The following is an 18,814-nucleotide window of genomic DNA, read 5'->3' on the forward strand; positions in this document are numbered from 1 at the left end:
GGCTCACGAAGCACCGTCCCCCGAAAGGATCAGCAATGCACCCGTCCACAGCATGGACATCGCGAGCATGGACATCGCGCACCTCGAGCCGCAGGAGCGTGCTCGCCGGAATCGGCCTGCTCGCCGCGGTCACGGTCGGCCTCACCGGCTGCGCCGGCTCCGGCGGCTCAGCCCCCGCGGCATCCGGCGGCATCTCGGAGGCGAAAGCCAAGACGGCCACGAGCGCGGCCGACTTCGGCGGTATGAAGGGCCTCGTCGCCTCCGCGAACGCCGAAGGGCACCTGAACGTGATCACCCTGCCGCCGACCTGGGCGAACTACGCCAAGATCATCGCCGGCTTCAAGAAGAAGTACCCCAAGATCGCCATCACCTCCGCCAACCCGAACGGGTCGAGCGCCGACGAGGTGGCCGCGGCCAAGTCGCTGAAGGGCCAGAGCACCGCGCCCGACGTGTTCGACATCGGCACCGCGGTGCTGAACCAGAACCTCGGCCTGTTCGCGCCGTACAAGGTGTCGAATTGGGCGGACATCCCGGCCGACTTCAAGGACCCGGCGGGCAAGTGGTACTACGACTACACCGGCCTGATGTCGATCGGCTACGACTCGTCCAAGGTGTCCACGCCGCCGACGTCGTTCGCCGACCTGCTGGGCCCGTCGTACAAGGGCAAGGTCGCGATCAAGGGCGACCCCACTCAGGCCAACGAGGCGGCCAGCGCCGTCTACCTGGCCGCGCTGCAGAGCGGCGGCTCCGCCGACAACATCCAGCCGGGCATCGATTTCTTCAGCAAGCTGAAGAAGGCGGGCAACTTCCTGTCGGTGCTGCCCACCCAGGCGACCGTCAACTCCGGCCAGACCCCCGTCGTGCTGCAGTGGAGCTACAACAACCTCGCGTTCGGCGCGGCCGGCGGCTCCGCTGGCAACCCCAACTGGAAGACGGTGATCCTGCCCGGCAGCGCGCTCGGCAGCTACTACAACCAGGCCATCAACGTGGACGCACCCCACCCCGCAGCCGCGCGGCTGTGGCAGGAGTACATCTACACGCCGGAGGTGCAGAACCTGTACCTGGCCGCCGGCGCCTACCCGGCCACGCTGGCCGCGATGCAGAAGAACAAGACGGTGAACGAGGCGACGCTGAAGACGGTCGGTGAGCCGCCGGCCAACTTCGTGCAGCTGACGGCGGATCAGGCGACCAAGGCCGGCACGCTGCTGTCGGCCAAGTGGCGCGCGGCGATCGCGGGCTGATCCACCGATGACCGCCACCGCCACCGCGGGTGCGACGGCCATCACCTCGCGCGGCGCCGGGACCCCCTCCCGGCGCCGCGGGATGGGGTGGCTGGGGCTCGCACCGTTCGTCGTGTACATCCTGCTGTTCCTCGCCGTCCCGGCCGTGCTCGCGCTGGCGAGCGGCTTCTTCACGGCCGACGGGGCGCCCACGCTCGGCAACCTGAAGGCGCTGACGGATCCGCAGATCCTGCTCGACTTCGCCGGCTCGTTCGGCGTCTCCGCGCTCTCCGCGGGGATCAGCGCGATCGTCGGCGGCCTGATCTGCTGGGCGCTGCTCGCGCTGAAGCCGGACGGCCTCATCCGCACGTTCGTCGACTCGGCGAGCAGCGTGTTCGCGCAGTTCGGCGGCGTGATGCTGGCGTTCGCCTGGATCTCCACGATCGGGCAGGGCGGGCTGGTCACGAACCTGCTGAAGACCGGCGGTCTCGACATCAACGCCAACGGGCCGATCCTCTTCTCCGTGGTCGGACTCGTGTTCCCCTACACGTACTTCGGCATCCCGCTGATGGTGCTGTCGTTCATGCCCGCGATGCAGGGGCTGAAGTCGCAGTGGGGCGAGGCCGCGGCGACGCTCGGCGCGACCCGCGGCGTGTACTGGGTGCGCATCGCCGCTCCCGTGCTCGCTCCGGCGTTCTTCGGCAGCCTGATCCTGCTGTTCGCCAACGCCTTCTCGTCGTACGCGACGGCCGCCGCACTGATCGACCAGGGCGGCATCGTGCCGCTCGCGATCAAGCAGCAGCTGACCAGCGAGACGGTCGTCGGCGTCGCGAACACCGCCGGCGTGCTCGCGCTCGGCATGGTGATCGTAATGGCGGTGCTGATGACCGCGAACAGCCTGCTGGAGCGCCGCACCAGAGCGTGGCAGCGATGAGCGGCGCAGTCGGTGCCGCCGCCTCCCCCACCGGAGCGATCGAGGGCACGCGTCCGCCCCGACGCAGCCTGACCGGAGCCACCCCCTCCAGGACCACCGGGACGATCGTCCTCGCGGTCATCTCGGTCGTGTTCCTGATCCCGATCGTCGCGATGCTGGTGTTCACCTTCCGGACGGCCAGCAACACCGGGTACACCCTCTCCCACTGGGTCGGGCTCGTCGTGCCGCCTGCGGGGACGGACTACTCCGACCTCTTCGCCGGCATCACGAACTCGCTGGTGATCTGCGTGATCACCGTCGCGATCGTGCTGCTGGTGCTGCTGCCGACCATGCTGCTCGCGGAGCTGCGCTACCCGCGACTGCGCCGCATCGTGGAGTTCGTCTGCATCCTGCCGATCAGCGTGCCGACCGTGGTGCTGGTGGTCGGCTTCGTGCCGGTCTACCAGGTGGTCGCGGGAGTGTTCGGCAGCGTCTCGTGGACGCTCGCGTTCGCCATCGGCATCATCGTGCTGCCGTACGCCTACCGGCCGATCCAGTCGAACATCGGCACCGTCGACACGATCACGCTCTCCGAGGCCGCCCGGTCGCTCGGCGCCTCGTGGGGGCAGGTGGTCTGGCGGGTGCTGCTGCCCAACCTGCGCCGCGGCATCCTGACGGCGTGCTTCCTGACCATCGCGGTGGTGCTCGGCGAGTTCACCATCGCCAACTTCCTCAGCCAGAACACGTTCCAGACAGCGCTGCTGCTGCTGCAGCAGACCGACCCGTACGTCGCGACGATCTTCGCGCTCGCGGCCCTGCTGTTCGCATTCGTCCTGCTCACCGTGATCGGCCGCCTGGGCACCGCCACTCGCAAGGAGAAACCATGACCGTCACCACCGAATCCGTAGCGAGCACCGCTGCCGCCGCGCTCGCCGTCACCGGCACCACCGTCGAGCTGCTCGACGTGGTCAAGGAGTACTCCGGGTCCCGCGCGCTCGACGGCGTCACGCTGCGCATGGACCCGGGCGAGTTCGTCGCGCTGCTCGGCCCCTCCGGCTGCGGCAAGACCACGGCGCTCCGCTGCCTGGCCGGGCTGGAGCAGATCGACGGCGGCCGCGTGCGGATCGCGAACAGCGACGTGGCTGCGGTGCCGGTGCACCGCCGCGACATCGGGATGGTGTTCCAGTCGTACTCGCTGTTCCCGCACATGACCGTGGTGCAGAACGTGGAGTTCGGCCTCGAGATGCGCAAGATCGCCAAGTCGGAGCGGCGCAGCCGGTCGGTCGAGGCGCTGGAGCTGGTGGGCCTCGGCCACCTGACCGGGCGCTACGCCCACCAGCTGTCCGGCGGCCAGCAGCAACGGGTCGCGCTCGCCCGGGCGCTCGTCACCCGCCCCCGCGTATTGCTGCTCGACGAGCCGCTGTCGGCGCTCGACGCCAAGGTGCGGGTGCAGTTGCGCGAGGAGATCCGGCGCATCCAGAAAGAGCTGGGCATCACCACGGTGTTCGTGACGCACGACCAGGAGGAGGCCCTCGCGGTCGCCGACCGGGTCGCCGTCATGAACGCGGGGCGCATCGAGCAGATCGGTACGCCCGAGGACCTCTACCTGCGCCCCGCGTCGCCGTTCGTGGCGGACTTCGTCGGCCTCAGCAACCGCCTGGACGGCGAGCTGGACCACGGGATCGTGACCGTGCGCGGCGAGCGCCTGCAGACCGTCGGCGCCCAGGTGCGCGACGGCGCGGTGACCGCGTACGTGCGGCCGGAGGATCTGGTACTCGGCGGATCGGGGCTGCCGGCGGTGGTCGCCTCCACCAGCTTCCTCGGCTCGCTGCGGCGCACCGTGGTCCGGCTGGAGGACGGCGTGCTGCTGGCCGTGCAGCACGACGTGTCCGCCCGACTGGAGGAGGGTGACCAGGTGCACCTCGGCTTCCTGGGCCGCCCCGTCGCCGTGGCGGCACGCGAACCAGCGGCGGGGTGACCGCCGGCCCCCACGACGCGGGCGGGCCGGCGGACGACGAGCCGCCGGACACCAGCACCGATGCGCTGAGTCACCTCGATGCGCTCCGGCGTGCCGTCTACGCGCCGGAGGCGTCGGCGGCCGACCTGGCCGCGTATCTGCAGGCGGTCGAGGCTCGGCGAATTGCCCGCTCGTCTCCGCCGGGCGGGCACGACAGCGCCACAGACGTCGCTCCGGTCCCGCCGGGGCGACGAGCCGCGACTCCACGCCGGCCGGCCGCGCGACGTCGGCGGGTCGCACTGCTCGCGGGGGCCGGGATCCTGGTCGCGGTCGCAGTGGTGGGTATCGCCGCGGAGCTGCTCCAGCCCGCGCCGCCAGCCGCGCCGCCGGCCGTCACGCCGGTCGCACTGCCGGGCGGTCCTTCGACCACGCCGACATCGTCGCTCGACCCCACCGATCGCTCGGCGAGGTTCCGCGAGGGCAGCGGCGGTGCGGCCGCCCTCCGTGTCCCCACCGTCGCCGGGCTGCTCCTCGTGGTCAGGTCCGACTCCGGAGCGACTCCGCCCGATGGGACCGTCGACGGGTTCGGCGAGCGACTGGAGTTCGCCATCACCTGCGAAGGGGCAGGCACGGTGACCCTGCGACTCCAGGGCGAGGCGACACGACCGGTCGCGTGCCGGCCCGACCGTCCGACCCAGGTCTCCACCACCGCGGCGCCGGTGCAGTCCGTGCGGTACTCGCTCTCGGTGCGGGGGCGAGCGCGGTGGGTGCTGGCGGTGGGCAGGACGCCGCAGTCGAGCAGTTCGTCCGCCGGTCCCACCGGTTGACCCGCCCTGCCAGGCTGGGCACATGAGCACGACCGCCGCGGTCCGCACGATCGGCATCCTTCTGTTCGACCAGTTCGAGGAACTCGACGCCGTCGGGCCCTGGGAGGTGCTGTCGTACTGGACGCGGACGTATCCGCAGGACGGGTACGCCGTGACCATGATGAGCGCCGATGGGCAGCAGGTCACCGCCGCGAAGGGACTGACCGTGGGCGTGCACACCTCGGTCGCCGACGCGCCGCCGCTCACGGTGCTGCTCCACCCCGGCGGGCAGGGCACCCGGCCGCTGCTGCGGGATCCGCAGCATCTGGAGTGGGTGCGAGGACAGCGCGCGGCAGTCCCCCTGATGACGAGCGTCTGCACCGGATCCCTCGTGTACGCCGCCGCGGGCCTGCTGCACGACCGGCCGGCGACGACCCACTGGGGCTCCCTCGACCTGCTGGCCGAGCTGGACCCGACGATCGACGTCCGCCCCGACGCCCGGTACGTGGACGACGGCGACGTCGTCACCAGCGCGGGCGTCAGCGCCGGCATCGACATGGCGCTCCACCTGGTCGACCGGCTCGCCGGCACCGAACGCGCCAGAGCGGTGCGTCGCGGCATCCAGTACGACCCGCAGCCGCCGGTCTGACCAGCTGAACCAACAGCAGGACAGGGTCCCGACAGCAGGTCGCTGGTCGACCAGGCGCCTGCTCTCGGGACCTGGTCCTGCTGTCGGGACGCGTCGGCAGCGTCGTCGGGCAGCGCGAGTCAGGCGCTGAGCGCGCGCGTCACGCCGTCGAGCACGCCGTTGACGAAGCGGGGGCTGTCGTCGGTGGACAGCTCCTTGGCGTGCTGCACCGCCTCGTCGATCGCGACGGGGGTCGGCACCTCGTCGTTGTAGGTGATCTCCCACACCGCGATGCGCAGGATCGCGCGGTCCACCGCCGGCATGCGGTCGAGCGGCCAGCCCGTGGAGCTGCGCGCGATCAGGTCGTCGATCTCGGCACGGTGGTCCAGCACTCCCTGCACGATCTCGCGCGCGTACGGCCAACTGGACGACCGCTGGGGCGCGTCGAGCGCACGAGCACCCTCCGCCGCGAGCGCCGCCTCGATGGAGTCGCCCCGCACATCCGCCGCGAACAGCACGTCGAGCGCACGCTTGCGCGCCTTGCTGCGCGCCGACATCAGCTGACGCGGCCGAGGTAGTCGCCCGTGCGGGTGTCCACCTTGACCTTCGTCCCCGTCTCCAGGAACAGCGGCACCTGGATCTGGTAGCCGGTCTCGACCGTCGCGGGCTTGGTGCCGCCGGTCGACCGGTCGCCCTGCAGGCCGGGCTCGGTGTAAGTGATCTCGAGCACCACGGAGGCGGGCAGCTCGACGTAGAGCGGGATGTCGTTGTTCATCGCGACGGTCGCCGTCTGGTTCTCCAGCAGGAAGTTGGCGGCGTCGCCGACCACCGTCGCCGTGACCGGCACCTGGTCGTAGGTGCTGGCGTCCATGAAGACGAAGTCCTCACCGTCGCGGTACAGGTATTGGAAGTCGCGCCGGTCGACGTTCTCGACCTCGATCTTCGCGCCTGCGTTGTACGTGCGGTCCACGACCTTGCCGGTGACGACGTTCTTCAGCTTGGTGCGGACGAAGGCACCGCCCTTGCCGGGCTTGACGTGCTGGAACTCCACGACGTTCCAGAGTGCGCCGTCGAGGTTCAGGACGACGCCGTTGCGGATGTCGGCGGTGGAGGCCATGGGTCGCCTTTCAAGATGCGGGATCCGGCTGCGGCGAGGTGCCCGAGCCGACCCGCGAGTCTACTCGCGGGGCTGCCCGAGGGCGCCCGGTCGAGAGCGCCCGGCCGACGCCGCCCGTGGACTCCGCCTGTCAGGCAGGCGGGCGAGTCAGGTGCGCCAGGGCCAGCAGGTAGCCGTTGGTGCCGAGGCCCGCGATCGTGCCGGTGACCACGCCGCTCAGCACGCTCGTGTGCCGGAACTCCTCCCGCGCCTGCGGATTCGAGATGTGCACCTCGATCACCGGCACTTCCGCCCCGACCACGATCGCGGCCGCGTCCCGCACGGCGTAGGAGTAGTGGGTGAAGGCCGCCGGGTTGAGGATGACCGCAGAACCCGTGTCGGCCGCCTCGTGCAGCCAGCCGATCAGCGTGGCCTCGTCGTCGGTCTGCCGCAGGTCGATCCGCACGCCGTCCGGCGCGGCGGCGACGAGCGCCTCCCGCACGTCGTCCAGGGTCTCGCTGCCGTAGATGTCGGGCTCGCGGGTGCCGAGGCGCTGCAGGTTCGGGCCGTTCAGCACCAGGACGGTCGTCACCCTGGCACCCTACTCAGGTGGCGATCTCCTGGAACGCCGTGAACAGCAGGTGGTCCTCCGGGCCGTTCAGGATGCTGGTGTGACCGATGCCGTCCAGCAGCACGAAGCGCAGCATGCCGCCGCGCGACTTCTTGTCGCGCCGCATGGCGGACAGCAGCGTCGGCCAGCGGTTCGCCGGGTAGCCGAGCGGCAGGGTGAGGCTGGCCAGGATCGCCCGGTGCCGGTCCACCTCCGCATCGGAGACGCGACCGACGAGCCGGCCCAACTCCGCGGCGAAGACCATGCCCACCGAGACCGCGGAGCCGTGCCGCCACTGGTAGCGCTCCGCGTACTCGACCGCGTGGCCCAGGGTGTGGCCGTAGTTTAACGATTCCCGACGCCCCTGCTCGGTGAAGTCGTCGCTCACGACGGCCGCCTTGACGCGGATCGCGGCGGTGACGACCTCGGCGAAGGCCGCCGACGCCGGATCCGTGGCAGCCGCCAGGTCGCGCTCGACGGTGTCCAGGATCGACGGCTCGGCGATGAAGCCGGCCTTCACGACCTCGGCGAAGCCGGCCAGCAACTCGTTGCGGGGCAGCGTGTCGAGCGTCGTCAGATCGGCCAGCACGGCGATCGGCGCGTGGAACGCCCCCACCAGGTTCTTGCCCTCGGTGGTGTTGATGCCGGTCTTGCCCCCGACCGCCGCGTCGACCATGCCGAGCACCGTGGTCGGCAGCTGCAGCAGGCGCACGCCGCGCAGCCAGGTCGCGGCGACGAAGCCGGCCAGGTCGGTGACCGCGCCGCCGCCCAGGCCGATGACCGCGTCGGAGCGGGTGAAGTCGGCCTGACCCAGCACCCCCCAGCAGAACGAGGCGACCTCGATGCGCTTGGCCTCCTCGGCGTCCGGCACCTCCGCCAGCAGCACCTCCAGGTCGCCCTTCAGGCGCTGCCGCAGCACCTCCGCTCGGCGACCTTGCGCGGGCTGATGCACGATCAGCACCTTGCGCACGCCGTCGCCGAGCGCCTCCGGGATCAGCTCGGTCAGGTCGCGGCCGACGACCACGTCGTACCGGCCGCCGCCGCTGACCGGGATGCGGACGGGTGTATCGCTCATCGGATGGCGGCCGGCACGGCGCCTCGCGCCTGCAGGGCCGCGGCGAGTTCCTCGACGATGCCGCTGACCGGACGGTGCGACGTGTCGACGGTGAGGTCGGCGAGCGCAGCGTAGACCGGTGCGCGTTCGGCGGCGATGCGACGCCACGACGCGAGCCGGTCCGTCGGCGGCCCGTCGGTCACCAGGGGCCCCGTCAGCAGGGGACGGCGCGAGCCGGCGAGCCGGTCGGCGACAGCGGTCTCGGCGACAGTCAGCAGCACGATCGTGCAGTTCGTCAGGTCGTCGCGGGTCGCCGGGTCGAGGACCGCGCCGCCGCCCAGGGCGACCACGCCACCGCTCGCGAGCGCCTGCTGCACGGCCGCCCGTTCCAGGCGGCGGAACTCGGGCTCGCCGCGGTCGCGGAACAGGGCGTCGATCGGCCCGTGCTCGCGGACCACCGCGGCGTCGGTGTCGGCGAACGGCAGGTCGAGCCGTCGCGCGAGCTTGCGGCCGATCGAGGTCTTGCCGGCACCCATCGGGCCGATCACCGCGATCGTCGGCGGCTGCACCCCGACGCCGCCCGTCGGCGGAGCGCCTGCGCCGCGGTTCACGAGTGCACGGCGGAGGCGGTCCGAAGCGAGCCCGGGATCGCGTCGAGGAACGCCCGCACGTTGCGCTGCACCTCCGCCAGCGAGTCGCCGCCGAACTTCTCGGTGACGGCGTCGGCGAGCACGAGCGCGACCATGGCCTCGGCGACGATGCCGGCCGCCGGCACCGCACAGACGTCGGAGCGCTGATGATGGGCGGTCGCCGCCTCGCCGGTGGCGACGTCGACGGTGCGCAGACTGCGCGGCACCGTCGAGATCGGCTTCATCGCCGCCCGCACCCGCAGGCCCCCACCGGTCGACATACCGCCCTCGATGCCGCCGGCGCGGTCCGACACACGCTCGATGCCGTCCTCGCCCAGCACCAACTCGTCGTGCGCGACGGAGCCACGCCGGGTCGCCGTGACGAAGCCGTCGCCCACCTCCACCGCCTTCATCGCCTGGATGCCCATCAGAGCGGCGGCGAGCCGGGCGTCCAGCCGGCGGTCCCAGTGCACGTACGAGCCGAGCCCCGGAGGCAGCCCCGCGACGACCACCTCGACGACGCCGCCGAGGGTGTCCCCGGCGCGATGCGCGTCATCGATCTCAGCCACCATCAGCGCACTCGTGGCGGCATCGGCGCAGCGGACCGGGTCGGCATCCACGCGGTCTCGGTCACCCGGGTCGGGAGCGCTCGAGTCCTGCGGCACGGCCACCGGTCCGATCGCCACGACGTGGCTGACCAGCTGCACACCGAGCTCCGCCAGAAAGCGGCGGGCGATCGCGCCGAGCGCTACGCGCGCGGCGGTCTCCCGGGCACTCGCGCGCTCCAGCACCGGCCGGGCCTCGTCGAAGCCGTACTTCTGCATGCCGGTCAGGTCGGCGTGACCGGGCCGCGGCCGGGTGAGCGGAGCGCTGCGGCCCCGCGACGCCTCGGTCAGCGGCACGTCGTCGGCCGCCATGACCTCCCGCCACTTGGGCCACTCCGTATTGCCGATGCGCAGAGCGATCGGGCTGCCGATCGTGCGGCCGTGCACGATGCCCGCGGCGACATCGAGCGCGTCCTGCTCGAACTTCTGCCGCGAGCCGCGCCCGTAGCCCAGGCGCCGGCGGGCCAGGTCGACCTGCACGTCGGCGGATGTCACGGGCACGCCGGCGGGCATGCCCTCCAGGATCGCGACCAGCTCGGGCCCGTGGGACTCCCCCGCGGTCAGCCAGCGCATCATGCTCCCGATCTTCCCACGGCGGCCGCCATCGCCCGGCGGACGGCCTGCTCGGCAGGCAGCGGCACCGCCGGATCGCCTTCAACGAATGCCCGCACCTGCAGCACGGCCTGCTCGATCAGCAGGTCGAGCCCGTGCAGCAGCGTCCCTTCGGCAGCGATCCAGTGCGCCCCGAGGGCGGTCGGCCAGGGGTCGTAGGCGACGTCCAGCAGGGGCGTGCCGCCGAGTGCCGGCAGGTCGACGGCGACCTGTGCACTGCCGGGCAGGGTCGAGATCACGACGTCGGCGCCGGCCAGTGCATCGCCGACGGCCGCCATCCTGATCGCGGAGCGGGTGCCCGCGAGCCGGGCGGCGGCGTCCACGTCGCGCGCGGCGACGGTGGCGTCGGTCACGCCCAGACGGTCGAGCGCGGTCAGCGCACTGGCGGCGGTCGCTCCCGCGCCGAGGACGACGGCGGTCCGCGCGCCCGCGACGCCGCCGCGCTGCAGCACGCGGACCATCCCATCGACGTCGGTGTTGAACAGCGCGGCCCGATCGCCGAACACCACCGTGTTCGCGAGCCCGAGTTCGTCCACGAGCGGATCGTGGCCGCCGACGAGCGGCAGGACCGCGCGCTTCAGCGGCATCGTCAGCGACAGCCCCCGCCACTCCGGTCCCAGGTCCGACAGGAACGCCGGCAGGGTGTCGGCGGTCACCTCGGCCCGCCCGTACGTCCAATCCAGCCCGAGCACGTCATACGCCGCCGCGTGCAGCTGCGGCGATCGCGAGTGGTGGATGGGGCTGCCCAGCACCGCGAGGCGCACGGCCACCTAGTTGTTGTACGAGGGGTGCTTGGCGAGCCAGGCGCGGAACTGGGCGGCGGCCTTCTCGTGCTGAGCCCCGGTGGTGCTGAACACCGTCTCCCCGGTCGCCAGGTTCACGGTGACGAAGTAGAGCCACTTTCCGGCGGCCGGATGCAGTGCCGCCTTGATGGCCACGTCGCCGGGGTTGGAGATGGGGCCGATCGGCAGCCCCGCCTTGCGGTAGGTGTTGTAGCCGTTCTTCTGGGCGTACTCCCGCTCGGTGGGCAGCACGGTGGTCCCCCCGGCGCCGTAGCTGACCGTGGCGTCGGATTGCAACGGGATCTTCTTCGCGATGCGGTTCAGGAACACCCGGGCGACCTTGGCGTCGTCGGTGCCGTTGCCCTCCTTCTGCACGAGGCCGGCCAGGGTGAGCACACGCAAGCGGTCGGCCGGCGCGACGTGCTGCGCGTCGAGCGACTGCCGCATGCGCTTGGTCATCGCCGCGAGCATGCGGGGCGCCGTCGTTCCCGGCTGGAAGTCGTAGGTCGCCGGGAACAGCCAGCCCTCCAGGTTCGGCGCCGCCTTCGGGACGCCGAGCGCCGTCCGGTCGCGGGCCGCCGCCTTCAGATCGGCCAGCGGCACTCCGGTGTTCTCGGAGGTGAGCTGCAGGATCTGCGCGACCGTGCTGCCCTCGGGGATGGCGACGGAGGCGATGATCCGATTCTTCGGGTCCTCCAGCTGCGCCAGGGCGTGGGCGGCGCTCTGGTGACCGGCCAGCCGGTAGGTGCCCGGCATCAGCTTGGGCTCCGGCCTGGTCCGCAGCAGCAGACCGAAGAACGCCTGCCGGGTCTTCGTGACGCCCGCCGCCGCCAGCGTGTCGGCGACATCGCCGCCCACCTGCCCCGGCCGGATCACGATTCTGACGCTCCCGGAGCCCGCGCCCGCGTAATCGTCCTTCCAGCCGAACGCGGTCTTCACCTGGTCGGGATACGCCTGATAGGCGAGGCCGAGCAGCCCGCCCCCGGCGACGACGAACACCATCAGCGGCAGCACGACCGCGAGGACCGCACGGCCGACCCACGGACGATGCGCACGACTGTGCCGCCAGCCCTGCCGCCGACTTCTACCCGCGCGGCGCTCGCCCCGCCGGCGACCACCCCTGCGGCGCTCATCCCTGCGGCGCCCGTCATCATCAACGCCGAGGAGCGAACTCCAGGCCGGTTCGGCTGTCTGCGGCCGGTCCCAGCCGAATCGGGACGAGGGCCGCTCCTGCGGATCAGGCCGCTCGACGGTCACGCTGGAGCGTCCCACAGTGACGCCGGATCCTCGACCCCAGCCATCCGGCGGGTCGAGGCGAGAGTGCTGATCGGCCACGTTCACTCTCGGATAGGTTCGACGAGCGACCCCGGGGCCGACCCCGAACTGCGCTCCGCATCGAGTGCGTGCTGCAAAAGTATCACCGCCGCCACCTGGTCGATCACGCTCCGCGACCGCCGCGTGTCGCGTCCCGCGGCGTGCAGGGCGGCCTGCGCGCTGACCGTCGTCAGGCGCTCGTCGACCAGCCGGACCGGGACCGGCCCCGACGCGAGTCGCGCCGCGACCGCACGGGAGTCGGCGGTGGAGGCGGTGTCCGCGCCGCTCAGCGACAGGGGCAGGCCGACCACGATCTCCACGGCATCGACCTGCTCCGCCAGCGACAGGATCGCCCGCACGACGGTGCCGGTACCCGTGCGCCGTTGCAGGGTCTCGACGGGGACGACCACGGTCGCGTCCGGATCGGAGCGGGCGACGCCGACCCTGGCCCGGCCGACATCGACCCCGATGCGGGCGCCCGGTCGCATCGGTCAGCCGACGGTCGCGGCGATCGCCTGCAGCGCGGCGCTCAGCATCGCCGGATCGGTGCCGCCGCCCTGGGCCAGATCGTCGCGGCCGCCGCCACCGCCGCCCAGTTGCGCCGCCGCCGCCTTCGCGAGCGGGCCGGCCTTGACCCCGGCACTGCGGGCCGCCGCATTCGTGGCGACGATCACGACGGGCTTCGACCCGACGGTGGCGCCCAGGCCGACGAGGGAGGGATCGGCGCCCAGCCGGTCGCGCACCGCGGTGGCGAGCGCGCGCAGCTCGTCGCCGGAGGACAACTCCCCCACCTGCTCCAGGACCGCCGTCACGCTGCCGAGCGGCTTCGCGTTCTGCGCGATCGCCGGCACGCGAGCCGAGAGCGCCGCGGACTCGAACTGCGCGATGCGCTTCTCCGCCGCCTTCAGGGATGCCGACAGCTCGGCGATGCGGGTGCTCAGCTGCTCGCGAGGCACGCTGAGGCCCTGTGACAGCTCGGCGACGATGGCCCGCTCGACCGCGAAGTCGGCGAACGCCTGCGGGCCGACGAACGATTCGATGCGGCGCGCGGTCGCGCCGACCGACGACTCCCCCACCACGTTGATCAACCCGATCTCGGAGGAGTGCACCACGTGGGTGCCGGCGCACAGCTCGCGCGACCACGGCCCGCCGATGTCGACCATCCGCACGGTGTCGCCGTACTTCTCGCTGAACAGGGCCATCGCGCCCAGCGCCTTCGCCTCGTCGATGGGCAGGATGCGGGTGATCACGGGCACGTCCTCGGTGATTGCCCGATTGGCGCGGTCCTCCACCTCGGACTGCGTCGCCGGCGACAGCGCCGCGTTCCAGTTGAAGTCGAGCCGCAGGTAGCCGGCACGGTTCAGCGAGCCGGCCTGATGCGCGTCGGGGCCGAGTGTCTCGCGCAGGGCGGCGTGGATCAGGTGGGTGGCCGAGTGGGCCTGCGTGGCCCCGCGACGGTAGTCCGGGTCGACGAGGGTCGTGACCGGGTCGCCGACGGCGACCTCACCGCGGACGACCTGCGCGCGATGGCTGATCAGGCCGGCGACCGGCCGCTGCACGTCGATGATCTCCAGCGCGAAGCCGGACCCGACGATCGTGCCCTGGTCCGCCTCCTGACCGCCCGACTCCGGGTACAGGGTGGTCGCAGCCAGGATCACCTCGACGATGTCGCCCGCCTCGGCGCTCGTCACGCTCTCCCCGGCGCGGATCAGCCCGAGCACGGAACTGGCGGTCTGCAACTCGTCGTAGCCGAGGAACGCGGTCGCGCCGCCCGCGCGGAACTCCCGGTAGACGGACAGGTCGGCGAGCGCCTGCTTCTTGCTGCGGGCATCCGCCTTGGCGCGGTTCCGCTGCTCGGTCATCAGGCGGTCGAACGCGTCGCGGTCCACGGTGAGGCCCGCATCCTCCGCGACCTCGAGCGTCAGGTCGATGGGGAAGCCGTACGTGTCGTGCAGCAGGAACGCGGTGTCGCCGGCCAGTCGCTCCGCCCCTCGCGCCTTGGTGTCCGAGACGGCCAGGTCGAGGATGGTCGTGCCGCCCGCCAGGGTGCGCAGAAAGCTCTCCTCCTCCGCCACCGCCAGGCGGCCGATGCGACCGAAGTCGGCCACCACCTCCGGGTACGCCGGACCCATCGCGTCACGGCTGACGGGGAACAGTTCGCCGAAGGTGGGCTCCTGCACGCCGAGCAGCCGCATCGCGCGGACGGAGCGGCGCAGCAGACGGCGCAGGATGTAGCCGCGGCCCTCGTTCGACGGGGTCACTCCGTCGGCCATCAGCATCAGCGACGACCGCACGTGGTCCGCGACGACCCGCATGCGCACATCGGCGTCGTGGTCGGCGCCGTAACGACGACCGGACAGCTGCGCGGCGCGGTCGAGCACGGGGCGCACCTGGTCGATCTCGTACATGTTCTCCACGCCCTGCTTCAGGAACGCGACGCGCTCCAACCCCATGCCGGTGTCGATGTTCTGCTGCGGCAGGTCGCCGAGGATCGGGAAGTCGTACCCCGCGCCCTCGCCGCGCAGGTACTGCATGAAGACCAGGTTCCAGATCTCCAGGTATCGGTCGCCGCCGGTGGCCGGGCCGCCATCCGGACCGTAGGCGGGTCCGCGGTCGAAGAAGATCTCGGAGTCCGGGCCGGCGGGGCCGGGCTGGCCCGTGGACCAGTAGTTCTCGTCCTTGCCGAGCCGCTGGATGCGCTCCGGCGGCAGGCCCGCGATCCGGCGCCACAGGTCGAACGAGACGTCGTCCTCCTCGTACACGGTCACCCACAGGTCGCGCGGCTCGAAGCCGTAGCCGCCGTCGGCCTCGGCGCTCGTCAGCAGCTCCCAGGCGTAGCCGATGGCGCCTTCCTTGAAGTAGTCGCCGAAGCTGAAGTTGCCGTTCATCTGGAAGAACGTGCCGTGGCGGGCGGTCTTGCCGACCTCCTCGATGTCCAGGGTGCGGATGCACTTCTGCACACTCGTCGCCCGCGGGTAGGGCGCGGGAACGATGCCGGTCAGGTACGGGACGAACGGCACCATGCCGGCGACCGTGAACAGCAGCGTCGGGTCGTCCGACACGAGCGACGCGCTCGGCACGACGGTGTGGCCGCGGTCGCCGAAGAAGGTGAGCCAGCGACGGCGGATCTCAGCGGTCTCCATGCGTCAGCCGACGCCCGACTCCGCCAGTCGGGCACGGTAGCTGTCGGACACGGTCTGCACGAACTCGTTGAGGGAGCCGGTTGCGGCGTCGAGCACGGCCCGACCGCCGCTGGTCCGCGCCGCCACGAGCCCGATCGCGATCCCGACCAGCAGCATGAGCACCTTCATGAGCGTCCGCCTCCTCGATCAGCGACGACGAGCCTACCGGCGCGCCCGGACACCCCACCGGTCGCGCGGTACGGCGCATCACGCGGTACTTCTGGCCTGGCGCGGTACGCATGCAAACCGCGCGAGCGCCGAAGTACCGCGCGAGAGCGGATGTGGGCTCAAGCTGTGCTTATACCGGGACCGCGGCCCGAGACGGGCCGCGGCGCTGGCGTCGCGGCGAAGGCCCGAATCCCCGGCCCGGCAGGGGCCGTGGGCCCAGGCCTTCGCTTCTAGCTCCAGCGCGCGCTCAGCGCGCGGCGTAGTACTCCACGACCAGCTGCACGTCGGCCTGGATCGGGACCTCGGCGCGCTTGGGGCGGCGGGTCAGCGTCGCGTGCAGGCGGTCGATCTCGACGTCCAGATAGCCGGGAACCTTGGCCAGCACGTCGGCGTGGCCGCCTGCGGCCGCGACCTGGAACGGCTCCAGCTGCTCGCTCTTCTCCTTGACGTGGATCAGCTGGCCCGGCTTCACCCGGAAGCTGGGCCGGTCGACCAGCTTGCCGTCGACCAGGATGTGGCGGTGCACGACCAGCTGGCGGGCCTGCGCGGTCGTGCGGGCGAAGCCGGCGCGCAGCACCAGGGCGTCCAGGCGCTGCTCGAGCAGCTCGACCAGGTTCTCACCGGTCAAGCCGCCGGTGCGGCGGGCCTCGTTGAAGACGATGCGCAGCTGCTTCTCGCGTAGACCGTACTGGGCGCGCAGACGCTGCTTCTCGCGCAGCCGGACGGCGTAGTCGCTGTCGGTCTTGCGCTTGGAGCGGCCGTGCTCGCCCGGCGCGTAAGGACGCTTCTCCAGGTAGCGGGCGGCCTTCGGCGTCAGGGCGATGCCCAGCGCGCGCGAGAGCCGCGTCTTGCTGTGGGTGCGGGACTTGGTTGACACGGAGAGAATGACCTTCCAGGACGAATCGGAATCGGATGCGGTCGCGGCGCGCGCAGACCGAACGTGTGCGGAGGGATCGGCGTCCACGGACCGGCCGGCTACAGGCTGCGGTCCACTCGCGGTTCCCGTGGCGCAGCCGCTCGCCCGCGGGACCCACTCCAGGCCGTCGAAGAGCCTACCAGGTCGGCCTCCCGCGCGATGCTGCGGGAGAGCGCCGCTGCGCTACGTCGGGCCCGGCTGCTCGACGGCGGACTCCGGCCCAGCATCTGCCTCGGGCTCCGGCGCGGCAGCAGGATCGGAATCGGCGTGGCTCGCCGGTGAATCGGCGTGGGTCTCCGGCGGCAGGCCGCGCACCACGCGGCGCAGGCGCTGCACCCGGGTGGCGGTCTCGCGTTCGAACCCGATGCCGGTGGGGCGGTAGTAGTCGGTGCCGACCAGCTCGTCGGGCGGGTACTGCTGCGTCACCACGCCGTGCTCGCCGTCGTGCGCGTAGCGGTAGCCGGCTCCGTGCCCCAGACGTTTCGCGCCGGCATAGTGGGCGTCGCGCAGATGCGGCGGCACGCGTCCGATGCCTCCTCCGCGCACGTCGGCGATCGCAGCGTCGAGCGCCAGGTACGACGCGTTGGACTTGGGCGCGAGCGACAGATAGGTGACCGCCTGCGCGAGCGGGATGCGCCCCTCCGGCATCCCCAGGAACTGCACGGCGTCCGCCGCCGCGACGGCCATGCCGAGCGCTTGAGGGTCGGCCATACCGATGTCCTCGGACGCGAGCACGATGATGCGCCGGGCGATGAACCGCGGGTCCTCGCCGGCCTCGACCATGCGCGCCAGGTAGTGCAGCGCCGCGTCCACGTCGCTGCCGCGCACCGACTTGATGAATGCGCTGATCACGTCGTAGTGCTCGTCGCCGGCGCGGTCGTACCGGAGCAGCGCACGGTCGACCGCGGAGGCGACCAGCGCCTCGGTGACGCGCGGCCCCTCGCCATCACCCGCGTCGACCGCCAGGGTCGCGGCCGCCTCCAGTGCCGTCAGCGCGCGGCGGGCGTCGCCGGACGCCAGCCGGATCAGCGCGGCCCGCGCCTCGTCGTCGAGCGCGACGCGGCCGTCGAATCCGCGCGGGTCGCCCACCGCCCGGTCGATCAGCAGTCCCAGGTCGTCGTCGGACAGCTCGTCCAACGTCAGCAGCAGCGAGCGCGAGAGCAGCGGCGCGATCACCGAGAACGAGGGGTTCTCGGTGGTGGCGGCGACCAGGGTGACCCAGCCGTTCTCGACGCCGGGCAGCAGGCCGTCCTGCTGCGCCTTGGAGAAGCGGTGGATCTCGTCGAGGAACAGCACGGTGGAGGTGCCGTACAGGTCTGCGGCGCTCCGCGCCTCATCCATCACCTGGCGCACGTCTTTGACACCGGCCGTCACGGCCGACAGTTGCACGAAGCGGCGACCCGAGCTGGCGGCGATCGCCTGCGCGAGGGTCGTCTTGCCGGTTCCCGGAGGCCCCCACAGGATCACCGACACCGCACTGCTGGCGCCGTCGTCGGAGGCGAGCCGCCGGATCGGCGATCCCGGCCGCAGCAGGTGCTGCTGCCCGGCCACTTCGTCGAGCGACCGCGGCCGCATGCGGACCGCCAGGGGCACCGGCCCCTGGCGCAGTCCGGGTTGCAGCGTCATGCGGCCAGGCTAGGCGCCCCCAGCGACACCCCCTCCGACCCCCCACCGACTCCCCCTCCGGCCCCCGAAATCAGCACGACAGCAGGACCAGGTTCCGATCGCAGGCTGCTGGTCGACCAGTGACCTGCTGACGGGACCCTGTCCTGCTGTCGTGCTGTGGGCTTGCGGGCTCCCCGGGCGCGGAATCGAGTGCGGCGGGCGCGCTCCCCTACCATGGCAGCCGCCCACGAGGATCGACGCCGAAGGGATCGACGACGTGCCAGCACGGTCCGCGCGCGAACGCGCCGAGCGGGAGGAGCGGAGGCGCGCACGCGTCTATACCGCCCGGCGAGCGGTCGTCGAGCAGCAGCGCGACCGGCGCCGCCGGGACAACGTCGCGGCGGTGATCGGCATCGTCGTCGTGGCCGCACTCGCGACCTTCGCGCAGATCGAGTACTACACCGGCGGCCCCGGCACCCCGAAGCCGGTGGCGACGAAGACCGCTCCTCCCTCTCCGGCACCGTCCACCGCCCCGTCGCCGGGAGGCGCGACCTCCTCCGCGCCGTCGACATCGCCGTCGTCCGCACCCTCCTCTTCGCCGTCACCCTCGCCCGCGACGACGTCCCCGACGCCCGCCGCGACCCAGACGTCGTCCGGCAGCCCGTCGCCGTCAACAGGCTGACCGACCCGCACCCCACCGCAACCGGACCCGATCCG

At 72.1% G+C, this 18,814-nt stretch carries 20 protein-coding genes; 6 read left to right on the forward strand and 14 right to left on the reverse strand.

The genetic code is table 11. The annotated features are described in order from the left end of the window. The first annotated feature begins 98 nt into the window (after window positions 1-98). Genes ACFE7H_RS05725 through ACFE7H_RS05750 form a run of 6 tightly spaced genes read left to right on the forward strand, consistent with a single transcriptional unit; the run spans window position 99 to window position 5,545 of the window. Entirely contained in the window at window positions 99-1,241 is a 1,143-nt protein-coding gene (locus ACFE7H_RS05725; RefSeq protein ID WP_375400257.1) for an ABC transporter substrate-binding protein, read from the forward strand. Window positions 1,242-1,248: 7 nt separating this feature from the next. Continuing rightward, window positions 1,249-2,154, forward strand: a complete 906-nt coding sequence (locus ACFE7H_RS05730) for an ABC transporter permease (protein WP_375400258.1) — start codon at window positions 1,249-1,251, stop codon at window positions 2,152-2,154. After that, window positions 2,151-3,020 (forward strand): ABC transporter permease, encoded by an 870-nt coding sequence (locus ACFE7H_RS05735; RefSeq protein WP_375400259.1) that lies wholly within the window; start codon window positions 2,151-2,153, stop codon window positions 3,018-3,020. Before ACFE7H_RS05730 ends, ACFE7H_RS05735 begins: the two co-directional genes overlap by 4 nt. After that, a complete protein-coding gene (locus ACFE7H_RS05740; RefSeq protein ID WP_375400260.1) occupies window positions 3,017-4,111 on the forward strand; it encodes an ABC transporter ATP-binding protein in 1,095 nt (364 codons plus the stop codon). The genes ACFE7H_RS05735 and ACFE7H_RS05740 overlap by 4 nt, the downstream gene beginning before the upstream one ends. Beyond that, on the forward strand, window positions 4,108-4,917 hold the full coding sequence (locus tag ACFE7H_RS05745) for a hypothetical protein (protein WP_375400261.1): 810 nt from the start codon (window positions 4,108-4,110) through the stop codon (window positions 4,915-4,917). Before ACFE7H_RS05740 ends, ACFE7H_RS05745 begins: the two co-directional genes overlap by 4 nt. Before the next feature lie 22 nt (window positions 4,918-4,939). Beyond that, the gene (locus tag ACFE7H_RS05750) at window positions 4,940-5,545 is read left to right on the forward strand and encodes a DJ-1/PfpI family protein (protein WP_375400262.1); all 606 of its coding nucleotides are present in this window, start codon (window positions 4,940-4,942) and stop codon (window positions 5,543-5,545) included. A 119-nt stretch (window positions 5,546-5,664) separates the two neighbouring features. On the opposite strand, the gene nusB is transcribed toward ACFE7H_RS05750, so the two are convergent. The 14 genes from nusB to ACFE7H_RS05820 form a co-directional block, all read right to left on the reverse strand. Beyond that, window positions 5,665-6,081: a transcription antitermination factor NusB gene (gene nusB, locus ACFE7H_RS05755; RefSeq protein ID WP_375400263.1), complete on the reverse strand. Its 417-nt coding sequence runs from the start codon at window positions 6,079-6,081 to the stop codon at window positions 5,665-5,667. Continuing rightward, the gene (efp, locus tag ACFE7H_RS05760; RefSeq protein ID WP_375400264.1) at window positions 6,081-6,641 is read right to left on the reverse strand and encodes an elongation factor P; all 561 of its coding nucleotides are present in this window, start codon (window positions 6,639-6,641) and stop codon (window positions 6,081-6,083) included. Before efp ends, nusB begins: the two co-directional genes overlap by 1 nt. A gap of 130 nt (window positions 6,642-6,771) precedes the next feature. Next, a complete protein-coding gene (locus tag ACFE7H_RS05765) occupies window positions 6,772-7,212 on the reverse strand; it encodes a type II 3-dehydroquinate dehydratase (RefSeq protein WP_375400265.1) in 441 nt (146 codons plus the stop codon). A 13-nt stretch (window positions 7,213-7,225) separates the two neighbouring features. Continuing rightward, window positions 7,226-8,305, reverse strand: coding sequence for a 3-dehydroquinate synthase (gene aroB / locus ACFE7H_RS05770; protein ID WP_375400266.1), 1,080 nt, complete (start codon window positions 8,303-8,305; stop codon window positions 7,226-7,228). Beyond that, the gene (locus ACFE7H_RS05775) at window positions 8,302-8,820 is read right to left on the reverse strand and encodes a shikimate kinase (RefSeq protein ID WP_375400373.1); all 519 of its coding nucleotides are present in this window, start codon (window positions 8,818-8,820) and stop codon (window positions 8,302-8,304) included. Before ACFE7H_RS05775 ends, aroB begins: the two co-directional genes overlap by 4 nt. Window positions 8,821-8,891: 71 nt before the next feature. After that, entirely contained in the window at window positions 8,892-10,094 is a 1,203-nt protein-coding gene (gene aroC / locus ACFE7H_RS05780) for a chorismate synthase (RefSeq protein WP_375400267.1), read from the reverse strand. Then, entirely contained in the window at window positions 10,091-10,900 is an 810-nt protein-coding gene (locus ACFE7H_RS05785) for a shikimate dehydrogenase family protein (protein ID WP_375400268.1), read from the reverse strand. Before ACFE7H_RS05785 ends, aroC begins: the two co-directional genes overlap by 4 nt. Beyond that, window positions 10,901-11,926, reverse strand: a complete 1,026-nt coding sequence (gene mltG, locus ACFE7H_RS05790; protein WP_375400269.1) for an endolytic transglycosylase MltG — start codon at window positions 11,924-11,926, stop codon at window positions 10,901-10,903. Between the two features lie 323 nt (window positions 11,927-12,249). Then, on the reverse strand, window positions 12,250-12,714 hold the full coding sequence (gene ruvX, locus ACFE7H_RS05795) for a Holliday junction resolvase RuvX (protein WP_375400270.1): 465 nt from the start codon (window positions 12,712-12,714) through the stop codon (window positions 12,250-12,252). Between the two features lie 3 nt (window positions 12,715-12,717). After that, the gene (gene alaS, locus ACFE7H_RS05800; protein ID WP_375400271.1) at window positions 12,718-15,369 is read right to left on the reverse strand and encodes an alanine--tRNA ligase; all 2,652 of its coding nucleotides are present in this window, start codon (window positions 15,367-15,369) and stop codon (window positions 12,718-12,720) included. 3 nt (window positions 15,370-15,372) lie between these two features. After that, complete coding sequence (locus tag ACFE7H_RS05805; RefSeq protein WP_375400272.1) at window positions 15,373-15,537, reverse strand: hypothetical protein; 165 nt, start codon at window positions 15,535-15,537, stop codon at window positions 15,373-15,375. Window positions 15,538-15,823: 286 nt separating this feature from the next. Next, the gene (gene rpsD, locus ACFE7H_RS05810; RefSeq protein ID WP_375400273.1) at window positions 15,824-16,453 is read right to left on the reverse strand and encodes a 30S ribosomal protein S4; all 630 of its coding nucleotides are present in this window, start codon (window positions 16,451-16,453) and stop codon (window positions 15,824-15,826) included. A gap of 222 nt (window positions 16,454-16,675) precedes the next feature. After that, window positions 16,676-18,118 carry a replication-associated recombination protein A gene (locus tag ACFE7H_RS05815; protein WP_375400274.1) on the reverse strand — a complete coding sequence of 481 codons (1,443 nt, stop codon included), beginning with the start codon at window positions 18,116-18,118 and terminating at the stop codon, window positions 16,676-16,678. Between the two features lie 435 nt (window positions 18,119-18,553). Further along, on the reverse strand, window positions 18,554-18,790 hold the full coding sequence (locus ACFE7H_RS05820) for a hypothetical protein (protein WP_375400275.1): 237 nt from the start codon (window positions 18,788-18,790) through the stop codon (window positions 18,554-18,556). Window positions 18,791-18,814 lie beyond the last annotated feature (24 nt).

Origin of the sequence: uncultured Amnibacterium sp. (genome assembly GCF_964250715.1) — a bacterium.
Lineage (GTDB): Bacteria > Actinomycetota > Actinomycetes > Actinomycetales > Microbacteriaceae > Amnibacterium.

Coding starts and splice junctions, on each gene's coding strand:
- ACFE7H_RS05730 (WP_375400258.1), top strand. CDS start 1,249: ATGACCGCCACCGCCACCGCGGGTGCGACGGCCATCACCTCGCGCGGC.
- ACFE7H_RS05735 (WP_375400259.1), top strand. CDS start 2,151: ATGAGCGGCGCAGTCGGTGCCGCCGCCTCCCCCACCGGAGCGATCGAG.
- ACFE7H_RS05740 (WP_375400260.1), top strand. CDS start 3,017: ATGACCGTCACCACCGAATCCGTAGCGAGCACCGCTGCCGCCGCGCTC.
- ACFE7H_RS05750 (WP_375400262.1), top strand. CDS start 4,940: ATGAGCACGACCGCCGCGGTCCGCACGATCGGCATCCTTCTGTTCGAC.
- nusB (WP_375400263.1), bottom strand. CDS start 6,081: ATGTCGGCGCGCAGCAAGGCGCGCAAGCGTGCGCTCGACGTGCTGTTC.
- efp (WP_375400264.1), bottom strand. CDS start 6,641: ATGGCCTCCACCGCCGACATCCGCAACGGCGTCGTCCTGAACCTCGAC.
- aroB (WP_375400266.1), bottom strand. CDS start 8,305: ATGAGCGATACACCCGTCCGCATCCCGGTCAGCGGCGGCGGCCGGTAC.
- ACFE7H_RS05775 (WP_375400373.1), bottom strand. CDS start 8,820: ATGGGTGCCGGCAAGACCTCGATCGGCCGCAAGCTCGCGCGACGGCTC.
- aroC (WP_375400267.1), bottom strand. CDS start 10,094: ATGATGCGCTGGCTGACCGCGGGGGAGTCCCACGGGCCCGAGCTGGTC.
- ruvX (WP_375400270.1), bottom strand. CDS start 12,714: ATGCGACCGGGCGCCCGCATCGGGGTCGATGTCGGCCGGGCCAGGGTC.
- alaS (WP_375400271.1), bottom strand. CDS start 15,369: ATGGAGACCGCTGAGATCCGCCGTCGCTGGCTCACCTTCTTCGGCGAC.
- ACFE7H_RS05805 (WP_375400272.1), bottom strand. CDS start 15,537: ATGAAGGTGCTCATGCTGCTGGTCGGGATCGCGATCGGGCTCGTGGCG.
- ACFE7H_RS05815 (WP_375400274.1), bottom strand. CDS start 18,118: ATGACGCTGCAACCCGGACTGCGCCAGGGGCCGGTGCCCCTGGCGGTC.